At 41.2% G+C, this 13,734-nt stretch carries 10 protein-coding genes and 1 pseudogene; 3 read left to right on the forward strand and 8 right to left on the reverse strand.

The features are described 5' to 3' along the window. Positions 1 to 218: 218 nt before the first annotated feature. The gene (fumC, locus tag K9M07_04215; protein ID MCF7852430.1) at positions 219 to 1,601 is read left to right on the forward strand and encodes a class II fumarate hydratase; all 1,383 of its coding nucleotides are present in this window, start codon (positions 219 to 221) and stop codon (positions 1,599 to 1,601) included. A 1-nt stretch (position 1,602) separates the two neighbouring features. Here the strand turns inward: fumC and K9M07_04220 are convergent, their stop codons facing one another. Next, complete coding sequence (locus K9M07_04220) at positions 1,603 to 3,063, reverse strand: family 1 glycosylhydrolase (GenBank protein ID MCF7852431.1); 1,461 nt, start codon at positions 3,061 to 3,063, stop codon at positions 1,603 to 1,605. Between the two features lie 162 nt (positions 3,064 to 3,225). On the opposite strand from K9M07_04220, the gene K9M07_04225 reads away from it, so the two are divergent. Next, entirely contained in the window at positions 3,226 to 4,305 is a 1,080-nt protein-coding gene (locus tag K9M07_04225) for a BtaA family protein (protein MCF7852432.1), read from the forward strand. Here K9M07_04225 and K9M07_04230 read toward each other — a convergent pair. Genes K9M07_04230 through K9M07_04260 form a run of 7 tightly spaced genes read right to left on the reverse strand, consistent with a single transcriptional unit; the run spans position 4,298 to position 12,556 of the window. After that, positions 4,298 to 6,250, reverse strand: coding sequence for a site-2 protease family protein (locus K9M07_04230; GenBank protein ID MCF7852433.1), 1,953 nt, complete (start codon positions 6,248 to 6,250; stop codon positions 4,298 to 4,300). The genes K9M07_04225 and K9M07_04230 overlap by 8 nt on opposite strands. Next, positions 6,247 to 7,398 carry a 1-deoxy-D-xylulose-5-phosphate reductoisomerase gene (gene dxr, locus K9M07_04235; GenBank protein MCF7852434.1) on the reverse strand — a complete coding sequence of 384 codons (1,152 nt, stop codon included), beginning with the start codon at positions 7,396 to 7,398 and terminating at the stop codon, positions 6,247 to 6,249. Before dxr ends, K9M07_04230 begins: the two co-directional genes overlap by 4 nt. Positions 7,399 to 7,404: 6 nt before the next feature. Continuing rightward, positions 7,405 to 8,397, reverse strand: coding sequence for a metal ABC transporter permease (locus K9M07_04240; protein MCF7852435.1), 993 nt, complete (start codon positions 8,395 to 8,397; stop codon positions 7,405 to 7,407). After that, positions 8,397 to 9,719, reverse strand: a complete 1,323-nt coding sequence (locus K9M07_04245; GenBank protein MCF7852436.1) for a metal ABC transporter permease — start codon at positions 9,717 to 9,719, stop codon at positions 8,397 to 8,399. Before K9M07_04245 ends, K9M07_04240 begins: the two co-directional genes overlap by 1 nt. Beyond that, positions 9,719 to 10,474, reverse strand: coding sequence for a metal ABC transporter ATP-binding protein (locus K9M07_04250; protein ID MCF7852437.1), 756 nt, complete (start codon positions 10,472 to 10,474; stop codon positions 9,719 to 9,721). Before K9M07_04250 ends, K9M07_04245 begins: the two co-directional genes overlap by 1 nt. A 23-nt stretch (positions 10,475 to 10,497) precedes the next feature. After that, entirely contained in the window at positions 10,498 to 11,535 is a 1,038-nt protein-coding gene (locus tag K9M07_04255) for a zinc ABC transporter substrate-binding protein (protein MCF7852438.1), read from the reverse strand. Next, positions 11,516 to 12,556 carry a P-loop NTPase gene (locus tag K9M07_04260; GenBank protein MCF7852439.1) on the reverse strand — a complete coding sequence of 347 codons (1,041 nt, stop codon included), beginning with the start codon at positions 12,554 to 12,556 and terminating at the stop codon, positions 11,516 to 11,518. Before K9M07_04260 ends, K9M07_04255 begins: the two co-directional genes overlap by 20 nt. A 385-nt stretch (positions 12,557 to 12,941) precedes the next feature. On the opposite strand from K9M07_04260, the pseudogene K9M07_04265 reads away from it, so the two are divergent. Then, positions 12,942 to 13,400 (forward strand): annotated as a pseudogene (locus K9M07_04265) (hypothetical protein). Positions 13,401 to 13,734 lie beyond the last annotated feature (334 nt).

Consider the following 13,734-nt stretch of genomic DNA (forward strand, 5'->3'; position numbering starts at 1 on the left):
TATACCGGGAGTGATTCAAGAGTTGGAATTTTTAGAAGCCGGCGCACCGATGGTCGATCGGGCCGAAGGCCCTTTACCGAACCGACGCGCTATTGACAATAGGCAGAGGTGAGGTAAATCGACCAAGCGGGGATGCCGGCGACAAAAAAAACAACTCTTGAATGAGGAGCGGTATATATAAAAACCAATGATTTATTTTTTAAAGGATATCTCAAGCCATGAGTAAAATGAGAATTGAGCGCGACAGCATGGGCGAAATTGAAGTCGATGATGACAAATATTGGGGAGCTCAATCACAGCGTTCCCTCCTTCATTTTCCTATTGGCTCAAATCATATGCCCCGTTCGATCATCCGCGCAATGGGACTTCTCAAAAAGGCAGCGGCAAGAGTCAATTGTGATCTCAAAGAATTGCCCCCAGATAAAGCCGATCTCATTATGCGCTCGGCAGACGAAGTGATCAGTGGAAAACTCGATGCCCATTTCCCCCTTAGCATTTGGCAAACGGGCAGTGGGACGCAAAGCAACATGAATTGCAATGAAGTGATCTCCAATCGCGCCATTGAAATGGCAGGCGGCGTGAAAGGCTCTAAAGATCCGATCCACCCCAATGACCACGTGAATATGTCGCAGTCATCCAACGACACCTTTCCTACTGCAATGCATATTGCAGCAGCAGAGGAAATCCATCACAACCTACTCCCTGCGCTTGGGATAATACACAAAGGCCTAAAAGAAAAAGCAAAGGCCTTTGAATCCGTCATTAAAATCGGCCGCACTCACCTCATGGATGCCACTCCCCTATCCCTCGGACAAGAATTCTCAGGCTATGTAGAGCAGATTCATCAATGTGAAGAGCGCATTATTCAAACACTGCCCCACTTATACCAACTTGCAATTGGGGGAACCGCCGTCGGAACAGGACTTAACACCCATCCGGAATTTGCAGAGCGGATGGCGCAAATACTATCGGGCTATACCCATCTTCCGTTTAAAAGTGCTCCCAATAAATTTGCAGCCCTTGCTTGCCATGATCCAATTGTTTTTGCAAGCGGCGCACTCAAAACGCTTGCCGTTGCACTGACAAAAATTGCAACGGATATCTCCTTTTTAGGATCAGGCCCCCGTTGTGGTCTATTTGAGCTCGAACTACCCGCTAATGAACCCGGTTCATCCATCATGCCGGGTAAAGTCAACCCAACCCAATGTGAAGCGATGAATATGGTCTGTGCACAAGTCATGGGGTATGATCTCGCCATTACAATCGGTGGCTCAAGAGGAAATTTTGAACTCAACGTATTTAAACCGATGATGATCTATAACTTTCTTCATTCGATTGAACTCCTATCTGATAGTATGCGCTCTATGACGACATTTTGTATCAACGGGATCAAAGTCAATCAGAAACGAATCGATTACTATTTACACCATTCTCTTATGCTCGTCACAGCTCTTAATCCCATCATCGGCTATGATAACGCCGCTAAAATTGCTAAAAAAGCTTTTGAAGAAAACAAATCTCTCAGAGAAGCAGCTCTTGAACTCAAGCTGCTCTCAGCTGAGGCATTTGACCGAGCAGTCGATCCCGGCAAGATGATCTAATTTACCTGCGTCTTTTGCGATTTTTTTTGGGCGCTGCTTTCTTTTGCACTACCGGCTTAGGCTCTACCTTCTTTTTAGGTGCAATCTTTGGCGTCACTTTAGGTGCCGCCTTAGCTTCAACTTGTGGCCGATACAATTTGACTGCATTGACATAAGCCTCTGCGCCCTTCTTTAACTTGAAAGTGTGCCCCTTCAAGTCGTAATTATACAGGCCAAATTTTTTCTCAAAGCCAAAATCCCACTCAAAGCTATCGTTAAGAGTCCAATAGAATGCACCCTTTAATTGCACGCCATTTTGAATCGCAAGCTGCATATTTTTCAGTTGAGCTTTGATCCATTCCGGAGATATTTGATCCTTATGTTCGCTGATCCCAAACTCAGTAATATAGACCGGAATATTTAAGTCTTTACATTCAATGAGAGCGTGATAAAGCCCTTTGAGAGACACGGCTTGATCCAATTTTTCAATATCTTTTTGATCATTAGCTGTTGAAGTCGAAAACCTCTCCCTTAGCATCTGCATGCTAAAGAGAAGCTCCGTATAGTAATCAACCCCAATAAAGTCCATCATTCGAGAGGCAGGCATTAACGCATGGGGAGCAATCCCCCCCAATAAGCCATAATTAAGGGTAAACGTGCCTGTTTTAAGGGCATCAAAAATGGCCTGATGAAAGAGATATGTGAAATGCGATGCAAGCATATTTGTCATCCCATACCACGACTGATTAGAAACAAATTTTACAAATTGATGGGCTAAACCAATTTGTACATTGCGTCCATTAGGGTGTTTTTTCCAAGCCGTATAAAGCGTTTGGTGAGCAGCAAGCATATTTTTAATGACATGAGCGCCGCTTGTCAAATCTCTCACTTTTCCGGGAGGATATTGTCCAAAGACATATCCCTGCATTGCATAAACACCCGGCTTATTTATTGTACACCATAGCTTAACTCGATCGGAAAATCGGTTGAACATCTTTTGAGCAAACCGGAGAAAAAAGCGATTATTCTCTTCACGGGTAAATCCGCCTAAAGCTTCAAACCAGATGGGGTGGGAAAAATGATGCAGAGTCACCATTGGAGTCATCCCCGCTTTGAGGAGCTGATTGATCAATTGACTATAGTGCTCTATTGCCACTTCGTCAAATTGCCCCTCTTTAGGCTCAATTTTTGACCACTCAATTGAAAACCGATAGGCATTCACTCCAAGCTGCTTGAGTTGTTCGATCGTTTGAGGGATAGCCAAATAATGCCGAGTTGACTCCCCTGACTGATCGCCATTAACGATATGTCCTTTTGTTTTTTCCCAAGCGGCCCAATTGGATTCGGGACAAAGAGCTGCTCCTGAATTTTGATACTCGTTTGTCGCAACTCCCCATAAGAAATCTTTGGGAAAGATTTGATTTTCCGCAGAATGTAAGGTCATTGTCGCTATTGCCACCATACACATCACTAAGCACTTCATCACGTTCTCCAATTTTTAAAGAATTCGCAAACATTAAATTAAAAAAATATTTACCTGACAAGGAAAATTTTTTCTTGTCAGACGTGACCCTTCAAATTGATCATTGATTTTTTAAATTAACAATTATAATAGGAGCAATATGTAATAATACCGGGTAAATAAATGACGTTATTTTATTCAAAACTTAGTTACAGCTTTGGTAATGAAGATTGGATTACCGAAAAAAAGGCTCTGCAAATCGAACCGAATCATACCGTTGTTTGTGTGACTGCAAGCGGAGATCGCCCCCTCAACCTCCTCCTTAATGACTGTCATCGCATCATTTCCGTCGATGCAAACCCCATTCAAACACATCTGCTTGATCTTAAATGCAATGCAATGAAGCATCTTGATTTCTATAGCTTTTTAGAATTCTTAGGGATTACAAATAATCAGAAAAAAAAGACGCTGCCGAGAAAAATCTATGAGAATTTAAACGAAGAATCTAAAACTTTTTGGGTTCAGCATATGAACCTCATTGAAAAAGGAATTATCTATCAAGGACAAGTCGAAAAGGTTTGTCAATATCTCGCAATCTTTATCCGCTGTTTTCGAGGCTTTAGCATTTCTAAGCTCACTTCATTTGACTCACTCGATGAACAAAGAGAATTTGTAGCAAAAAATTGGGATAGGCCCTTTTGGCGGCGCATCTTTCAAATCGCCCTGAATCCAAAATATTCCAAATTCTATATCGATGATCCGGGACTCACTCATTTCATCGGTCCCAATATCAATCCGGGAGATTACATTTATGACCGAATGCATAAAAGTTTGAATCAGTTTTTAGCGAAAGAAAACCCCCTTTTTTCCCTTGTCCTAAATGGCTATGTCCAAGAAGCAGCTTTTGCTCCTCATATGAAAATCGAATACGCACCGCTGATCAAATCAAGACTTGATCGCCTGAGCTATAAAACGGAAAATATGATCGATTTTCTAGAAAAACAACCCCCTGAAAGTATCGATCGTTTCTCCTTTTCGGATATTGCTTCATACATGTCTGAAAAAGATTTCAATCGCATGCTTAGAGCAATGATTCACTGTGCAAAACCAAAGGCCCGTTTTTGTATACGGCAATTCTTATCCGATCATCAAATCGACAAAGATATTCAAGGGCATTTACATCGCGAACCCACTTTGGAGAAAGAACTCGATGAGGAAGACAAATGCTTCCTCTATCGCTTTATGACGGGCGCAATCACTTAAAATATTGAGAAATGATGCGCATCACATCTTGAAATGTGACATAGATAATCAACCCAAATAGCAAGACAAAAAATGGAATCGTTAATCGTTCCATCACTTTGGTTTTGATTTTCTTTTTTGAAACCATTTCATAGAGTGAAAAACAGATATGGCCCCCATCGAGGACGGGAATGGGAAGTAAATTGGTAATTCCAAGACCTAAACTGATCAATCCAAGCCAATAAAGGGCCTCTTTAAATCCGATGGTCCAACCGTGATGAAGGGCTTGAACAAATCCAACAGGCCCCGTTAGCCATTTTGGATTGAGATGCCCCGTAAACAAGCCGACAAACGTGCGGTATGAATCGGAAATAACATCTCCCATCATAGCAAAAGGATTGGGATTATAGATGACTTGTCGATCCGTGAGAGCAATCCCCAACATGAGTTGTTGTTTATAAAGATCAAACTGCTTTAAGGCCACTTTGCGTTGCGTCGGATCTTTAATGGCATTAATTTTTTGCTCATATTGTTGGAGATAAGCTTGATAATTCTGAGCATAATCTGCCGGAAAATTAAATTCGCTCTGTTTCAATGGCCGAATGGGTTTAAGAAGATATAAGTCACCTATTTGGCTGAGTCCATCTTTTAATCCAACAGACGCGCTTAATCGAGCAAGATCTTTATATTGCAGTGAATCGACAAACGATTGGTCTTCATTTTTCCAAAGCAGTGGTGGATAGCTCGCATTGCGTTGAACAATAATGCGCACGACCTTGTGTTGTAATTGACTGAGCACATCATATCCTGTCGAGATCGGTGTCCCATCAATGGCTACAATACGATCCCCTTTCTTGAGAATGACTTGATTGCTATAAAGACTTTGATGTGCCGGATTTGTCTCATTGAGATCATCATCAATAAAATTAAAGTGCTGCTTCACAACCCCATTTGAAGAAATATCATAAGGGATAAAATAAAGATCTTTAGTTTCCCCCTTGAGATTGAGTTCATGCTGCCAATCTCCCAGTTCCTGCAAATCACTGGGCGCGATACGCAAATCTCTGACTTTAAATTTTGAAATCCGAGCCGTAAGCATTTGGTCATCGCGTATAAATGAAATCAATGCATCTTGTTGATTTAAAATATGATTGAGTTGCTGAATAGAAAAAATCAATTCTCCATTCATCCAAACAATCCGATCCCCTCTTTGAATTCCGCTGTGCTTCATCGGAGAATCTTCGGCAATGGCATTATCACCCACCTTATACATATCGTCATAAATGAGAAACCGTGCAGGCTGCATGATCCCAAATGTTTTCAAGCCCTGTTCTCCGTAATTGGGGTCGGGATAGGATTGAATTGAATACTTAAAGGGAATTTTATTTTGCGTATAATAATTGATGTCTTCACCGGCAATCGTCACTTGATCACCTGATAAAACAGCTGAATAGAGAAGATCTTTAAAGCCTCTGAAGGCATGTCCGTCGATCCGATCGATCTCATCTCCCGGACGCACCCCTTTCTGAAAGAGTTCACTTTGAGGATCCACCCAACCGATGATCTTAGTGTGGTCCGAAAAGGATTGACTGCGCCCCCCCAAAATCCAGATGGTTGAAAAAACAAAGAAGGCAAAGACAATATTTACAATAGGTCCCATGGCAATGACCTTAATGCGCTTCCAAGGACTGCTGCGATAAAAGCCCCCTTCAACCTGATAGGGATCGGTATCTTTTTCACGATCAAAACCGGCAATTTTGACATACCCTCCAAAAAGAATGAGACAAAACCGCCACTCGACATCCCCCACTTTCCATTTCAAAAGGGGCTTGCCAAATCCAATGCTGAACACTTCAACTTTCATTCCATTGCGTCTGGCAACAATGTAGTGACCGAGTTCGTGAATAAAAACAATAAATGTCAGGCCAAGACCGGCAAGAATAAAATAAATCAAATTCATGATCATGATAAAACCCCTTCAAGGTTCTGCGCTTGTCTTCGCGCTTCAGTATCGATTTCTTTAATATTTTCTAATGTTAAATGATGTGTTACCTGGTGCGCTTGGCACAAATCTTCAAGAAGATCTACAATATCAAACCAACTGATTTCTTCTTTTAGGAATCGCTCAACAAGAACCTCATTTGCAGCATTCATAAAGCAAGGCAGGCTCCCGCCACGACGAATCGCCTCTCTTGCCAATTCAATCGCCTTAAATTTTTTCGAATCAAGCGGATAAAATTCGAGCTCACAAAAGCGGGTAAGATCAAATCGCTTTAAATGCGTATCCAACCGGTTGGGATAAGTAAGCGCATATTGAATCGGCAATTGCATGTTGGGATATGACATTTGTGCAAGAAGGCTCCCATCTGCATATTCCACCATACTGTGGATGATACTCTGAGGATGGATGACGACATCAATTTGCTCTAAGGTCGCGCCAAACAACCAATGAGCTTCAATCATCTCAAGTCCTTTATTCATCAATGTTGATGAATCAATCGTTACTTTTTTTCCCATTTTCCAAGTGGGATGCTTTAAGGCATCACTCGGAGAAATGTGCTTGAGCTGATTGACGTCTTTTTTGAAGAAAGGCCCCCCGGAGGCAGTTAAAATCAAACGGCTAAAACCGGTTGAGCGAGCCGGATCATGCAGGCATTGAAAAAGGGCGCTATGCTCACTATCGACGGGAATAATTTCCGCTTTTGACTCTTGGGCCGCATCCATGATGAGTTTGCCGGCAGCAACAAGTGACTCCTTGTTGGCTAAAGCAATGCGCTTTCCCGCTTTCGCAGCAAAATAGGTCGGCTCAATGCCGATAGACCCAACGATTGCAGACACAACCGTATCAATTTCAGGAAGCATAGCGATTTCCTTAAGCCCGGGCATTCCAACGAGAATCTCGGTATTGGGCAATGCTTTTTGCAAGACACCCACATGCTCCGCATCATAGATACAAACATATTTTGGGGAAAACTGCTTGGCCTGCCGGATAAGTAAATGCACATTGCTCTTGGCGGCTAAGGCAGTCACTTCAAATAATTCGGGATAGTGCTCCACAACCTTCAGCGTTTGTGTGCCAATGGAACCTGTACTACCGAGTATTGCTAAACGCATAAATTGTCACTCACTTGTCGCTACATCATTTTTCCGGAAAACGACTTTTCTCTTAGAGAAAACAAAAATAACACACAGTATAAAAAAAATCAGTAAAAAGACGATATTGATCCCGGACGTCGATAGGGGAATTTTATTCACGGATAAGAGATGGCGCGACAAGGCAACTGAAAAAAAGGAACAAATCAGAGTAATGAGACTCGCCGATAAACACAGAGTATGCAGGCGCACAACAAAGAAACGGGCCGATAAAATCGGTGCCGTCAAAAAGGAAAGGACTAAAATGACACCCACAGCTCGAAATCCCGCCATAATGGTCAAAGTCGTCTGAAAGAGCAAGATCAAGTCAATCCAACCCACCCTTATCCCCAAACTCTTAGCGAAGAAAAAATCAAACGTTGAAATCTTATACCAGTGATATAAAACCCCCATAAACGTGAGATTGAACGCCAAAACAAATAAGGCGAGGTTCAAATCATTTTTATGAATCGCATCGACATTCCCCATAATGGCTTCGACACCAATATGTAAATTGCGACTAAATAAAGTGACCATCAAAATCCCCAACGCAAAGAGCATCGTAAAGACAAGGCCAATGCTCGCATCCTCTTGCAAGTTAAATTTGCGCAAAAAAAGGTGTGTTAGAAGCGCTGTAATCAGCGCGGTTAAAATACTGGCTATGAAAAGCCTTGGAAGATCCAAAACAATCCCCCCCGATAGAGAAAGCCCCCCATACCGAGAGAGAATAATGACCGTTAAAACAATGCCTAATAGTGTCGTATGTGATAGGGCATTAGCCTGCATACAGGATCGTCTCAACACAAGAAAAGCCCCAATCAGCGCTGTCGAAATCCCCAAAATCCCCAAAGTAAAAATTTGCAGCTCATCCGAAACCATAGGCACTTGACCGGTGATTACTTTAAAAAAGCGGCTCAAAAAAAGGGCAATGAACTCAAAAAAATCAACGCCCCAGTAGGGATTGACCCCCTCTTTTCCCATTAAAAGCCCCCCGGTATCGGTTGAGAATGAGGATCTTCCTGTGGATTGTCGAGCAATTTTGTTAATTCTTGTTCGATTTCAGGAGTAATATAGTGCTCCATTTCTTCTGCAATCGCATGAACGTTTTCATCCCGCACATTTAAATGCAAAGCAAGATAGAGCTCAAAGAGGCGGTGGATCCTCACAATCTGTGTTGCCTTTTTTTCGCCCCTCTCGGTCAATTGCCATCCCAACTGTTTTCCTCTCTTAATATCCCCTTTTCTCTGTAAGAAATAGAGGAAAAAAAAGCGCTTGATTCGATTCAAAGATCCAATGTCCTTGAATGCCTCAATCGGATATTCCCCTTTTAACCCCTTTTTCCAAAAGGCCTTTATAAAATTTTCCTCCATGCACCGCTGATGAAATAATAAAGCGCGTAAATAGCGGTAGACGACCCCATTGTTAGGGGCGAATAAGAGCGATAAAATACTAAAGGTTGCTGCAATGAGCAAAATTAAAGGGCCCGTAGGTAAATTTAAGTGTTTTTCACCTTTCTGAGCCATTAACACCGGAATTTCATATGAGAGAATATTGCCGGCGATGGCGCTGATCATACCAAACAACCCCGCTAACACTAGCATATGCGATAATCGAGATGTAAGACGTCTTGCAGCAATAGCAGGGGCAATGAGCATGCCCGACATCAAAACAATTCCAACAGCTTTAATCCCAATCACAACGGCAAAGGCTATGAATAAGATGAGCAGCATTTGGACCCCCCAACTATTCACCCCTAAACTTTGGGCATACTTGGGATCAAAATTAACCATTTTCAATAGGGGGAACTTCCATATTAAAAAAAAGATGACCAAAGTCGTTAAACTCGCATATAAAACGACATGAACCGTCAGCATTGTTGCAGCCTGTCCATAAAAAAATGTTTGAACTTCTCGAAACCAGATGGGATGGGTTGTCTGTAATAAACTCGTTAAAACAACACCAATGCCCACAAAAGTCGATAAGACAAAGCAAAGAGCCGCGTCTTCTTTCACTTTAAATCTCTGCTGTAAATACCTGACAACAACGATTCCAAGTATCGAAAAAAGAAACGCTGAAATGATCGTAATTAAAAGACGCACAAGATCCATTTGATCAAAGAAACTCATTCCTAAAATAACTCCAAGAACGGCTCCCGGGAAGGCGGCGTGGGAAAGGGTTTCTCCAATAAGAGATTCTTTGCGTACAAATGCCATCACACCAATCAGTGATGAGGCAAGACACATGAAAATCGATCCAATCATAGATGCTTGCAAAAGAGGATCGCAAAAATATTTCAAAAGCATCACTGTTCCTTCGACACGGTATTGAGGAGTTTTTCCAAAATCGTTTCGCTTTGACCGTAAGCCTTTTTTAAATTCTCAACATTAAATACCTCTTGCGTGCCCCCTTTGGCAACGAGGTAAGTATTGAGAATAATCACATGAGTAAAAATCGATTCGACCGTTGATAAATCGTGATGAACGATGACCAGTGTTTTTCCCTCTTTTCGCATCGATTTAAAGAGATCGACAAGCTGCTGCTGTGTCGTATGATCAATGCCAACAAAAGGCTCATCGAAAAAGAATAAGTCGGCATTTTGCATTAACGCTCGGCCAATAAAAAGCTTTTGCTTTTGTCCCCCTGATAATTGACTAATTGGTTTATGAGCAAAGCGCTCCATTTGAAGCTTCTTTAAAATATCCATCGCCTTTCCCTTGCCGGCTTTTGTAGGCCACTTAAGAAAAGACGCTTGATGGTATCCCCCCATTGTCACAACTTCAATGGCCGTGATGGGAAAATCCCAATCGATCGCTTGAATCTGAGGAATATAGGCGATGCGAGAGCGCACCTTTTCAATATTTGATTCTCCAAAAAAAATCGTCTGCCCCGATAGCGGTTTAATAAAATCCATCATGGCTTTGAGAAGTGTGCTTTTACCGGCACCATTTGGCCCAATAATCCCTACAAGTTCATGCGTCCCCAGTGAAAAGTTAATATCCCAAAGAGCGGGGCTCTTTTCATAATTTACGCTGAGGTTTTCTACAAGAACAGGTTGCATTGAAGTGCCCCACTTTGATTTTTTTAACGGTTAATATCGACTAATGCTCCGTTCAATCCTTCTGATTGATTTAAAAAGCTTTCAATCACTTTTGCATTGTGCCGCATCATTTCTACATAGCTCCCGGCCTCTTCGCCTCCACCCGACATGGAATCGCCAAATAGGGGTGTTTTTGAGAAGTGAATAGTCAGGCCTTTACTCTTTGCAACCGCATGGATTTTTTTCAAAGAATCTAAGCTCACATTGGATTCGGGAAATAAAAATTCAATTTCGTATTTAGCAATATGATCCAGAACTTTTTCAATGTCATGCACCCCTAACTGTCCATCCGGAGCAAGTCCTTCAGGCGCTTGAAAGCGATCCCCCCATGTGCCATTTTGCATCTCTTCGGGTGTTGCCATATAACGGCAGGCAAAATAATTAAAAGCATCATGACTGGTGACCAAATAACGCTTCTTGGAAGGAATCGATTGCATTTGAAGAAAAATCTGACGATCGAGCAGCATGAGATCCTCTTTTAACTTCTCTCCATTTGCTTTGTAGTCAGCGGCATGATCGAGATCGATCTCAGATAATTTATCGACAATAAAATCAACTGTCTGCATCCATAAATTGATATTCATCCAAATATGGGGATCGACAATTTGATCGACATAGATCAGCTGATCAAAATAACGATCGAGTAGAGCATCTCCGAGGCTGACTGCATGAGGAGCATGAGATAGGGCATAATAAATCGAAGCTCCATGCTCTAGTCCCAAACCATTATAAAAAATCACATCGGCCCGGGAGAGCTTTTCATCATCTCCCTTCACCAGCTCATAACTATGAGGATCGGCACTTCCCGGAATCAATACAATCGGATTAATATGTTCTTTTCCCACATTAGCAACCAAATCATTGACAATTGCTGTTGTTGAAAGCACTTTCACTTTTTGCGACTCTTTCATCCACTGATCCAAACTCGAATCTTGTCGCTTATTTTTCGAGCATCCCATGAAAAAGACAGATAAAGAGATCACCGTTATGAATACAAAAACTCTAAGATAATTGTTCCGCATAATTCCTCAAAAAGCGATAGGAAAATATCCCATTGCGGCATCCGGATGTAAAATCGATTTTCATCGCATAACGCCCCACATTTTTAACCATTGCGGCACTCACTTGGGGATCGACTTTTCTCTCTTTATTTTTACACCTGGCGCAAGGGCAAATTTTCTGAAGATCGCCCATGCGATATTCAAATATTTTTCCATCATTAAAACGCAAAGTGAAAGTATAGCAGTCTATGAGTTTAATTTCAGTAATCATTTGAGCCGTTTCAGCTTCACTATGATCGAGCAGCTCCGCAAGATTTAAAAAAATATTTGCACTAACGGATTCGGGAGCAACATCAAATAATGATTCCCCCCGATCCGCACAAGAACAGATCACAGGATCTAGAGGGATTTTCCCTAAGAGAGGCGTTTCAAGAAGGTGGATATGGCTCTTTCCGAAAATGCGATTTTCCTCATCTTGGAAGTAACTCATATTTTCAACGACACCTAAAATGGGTATTTCCATTCCCTTAGCCATTTGAAGCGCTTTTTCGACATCGCAAATCGAGACCATTTGGGGCATCGAGATTAATAATGCACCGCTAAACTGAATTTGCTGCATAAGGGTCAATTGAATATCCCCCGTTCCAGGAGGAAAATCGATAAGCAAAAAATCGAGCTCTCCCCAATCGACATCATGAATGAATTGGGCAATAATGGAATTAGCAATGGGGGCTCTCACCGCATTATTCATCTCCCCCTGCTTAAAAAGGGCAAGGGACATCACTTTAATCCCATTTTTTGACTCTACGGGAACGATCTTGCCATTTTCAGTGTGAGGAGCGCCTGAAATATTCAACATTTTTTTTATCGAAGGGCCATAAATATCGGCATCTAGAATCCCTACCTTATAATCAAGCAGACGAAGGGCATGGGCCAAATTGACCGTAAGGGTTGATTTCCCGACGCCACCTTTTCCCGCCATAATACCAATACATTTTTGAACTCCCGTTAAAGGGGATTCTTCAAAACGTTTTAAACTCATTAGTTACCACCATTTCAGTATATAAAATTAAGACTACACCATTTGCGAAAAATAGGCCAAAACATACTCCTTACACTCCCGGTATACAGCAAAAAAACTAAACTAAAAAAATTTGTTTTTATTAAATAAAAATGTATTTTTGTTGTTTAATAAGAACAAAATAGATAACCTTTCCACTTAAAGAGTAAAAATAAATTTTTGAATATAGAAAAACATAATCAAAGCAATTTGCCTTGCAATTAATTATCAAACGATTCATAATTTGCAAAAAAATATGAAAATTGATTTTGATCAATGATTCATAAGATAAATATTCTTATTATGATCAAAATAGCATCTAAATTGAGATGTCGATAAACAAATATTTAAATTGAAGGAACGAATCATGGGCTTTACAAGCGATCAAAAAAAGACATTAGGCGAGCTTGAGAGTATCATCACGCGAGCAATCAAAAAAGTCGGTGGAACAAAAGAAAATGACTTGTGTAAATATATCCCCGTGTCTTCAGGCGGATACATGCACCACTTTACCCTCCGCAAAATGAAGAGCAAAAAGCCAAGTGAACTTTCGAACTTAATCGAAAAATTCATTATCGGCCCGGAAAAGCCCTCTGTTGTGAAACCTAAACAAAGAGCCGCTCGAGGATCGAGAAAAAGAAGAGATCAAATCACATTCACAAAAAACCAACTCGATCGACTTCTCAACATCGCTCGACTTGCCGGTGATAAAGAAATGATTTCAGTCCTTAGCCCGAAAAAATCTCTTTTAACAATTAAAAGAGAATTGATCCAATCCATTCGCCAAGGAACTGTTGAACAAGAACTTTGGAATTGCTACGCGGAAATTGCGGGTTCTCTGCAAGAACTTTCTTACGAAGATCTAAAAAACCCTTTCCAAAGAACCTATTAATCTCGCATTGAAGCGATTTTTAGATGCTAAAAAAAGCCGCAACTAAAGCGGCTTTTTTTTTGTTTTAAAATAGTTTAATTCAAAATTTAATTTTAAGTTTTGTTTAATCGATGAGACAAGTTGTTCTTGTCATTTTTATATCCGAAATGTTATGATGCTTCATTAGATTTCTTTCGAAAGAGATCTATTAAGCTCGACTTTGCAATTTTTTGGACCCGAAAGCCTCGAGATATTTGTTCTCTAGGGAGTTACTAAAACCGGGAAGGGG

Source organism: Simkaniaceae bacterium (genome assembly GCA_021734805.1).
Classification (GTDB): domain Bacteria; phylum Chlamydiota; class Chlamydiia; order Chlamydiales; family JACRBE01; genus Amphritriteisimkania.

Excerpts from the sequence above, each read along its gene's own strand:
- dxr (MCF7852434.1), bottom strand. The coding sequence starts at position 7,398 with ATGCGTTTAGCAATACTCGGTAGTACAGGTTCCATTGGCACACAAACG.
- K9M07_04240 (MCF7852435.1), bottom strand. The coding sequence starts at position 8,397 with ATGGGAAAAGAGGGGGTCAATCCCTACTGGGGCGTTGATTTTTTTGAG.
- K9M07_04255 (MCF7852438.1), bottom strand. The coding sequence starts at position 11,535 with ATGCGGAACAATTATCTTAGAGTTTTTGTATTCATAACGGTGATCTCT.
- K9M07_04225 (MCF7852432.1), top strand. The coding sequence starts at position 3,226 with ATGACGTTATTTTATTCAAAACTTAGTTACAGCTTTGGTAATGAAGAT.
- K9M07_04230 (MCF7852433.1), bottom strand. The coding sequence starts at position 6,250 with ATGATCATGAATTTGATTTATTTTATTCTTGCCGGTCTTGGCCTGACA.
- K9M07_04245 (MCF7852436.1), bottom strand. The coding sequence starts at position 9,719 with ATGCTTTTGAAATATTTTTGCGATCCTCTTTTGCAAGCATCTATGATT.
- fumC (MCF7852430.1), top strand. The coding sequence starts at position 219 with ATGAGTAAAATGAGAATTGAGCGCGACAGCATGGGCGAAATTGAAGTC.
- K9M07_04260 (MCF7852439.1), bottom strand. The coding sequence starts at position 12,556 with ATGAGTTTAAAACGTTTTGAAGAATCCCCTTTAACGGGAGTTCAAAAA.
- K9M07_04250 (MCF7852437.1), bottom strand. The coding sequence starts at position 10,474 with ATGCAACCTGTTCTTGTAGAAAACCTCAGCGTAAATTATGAAAAGAGC.
- K9M07_04220 (MCF7852431.1), bottom strand. The coding sequence starts at position 3,063 with ATGAAGTGCTTAGTGATGTGTATGGTGGCAATAGCGACAATGACCTTA.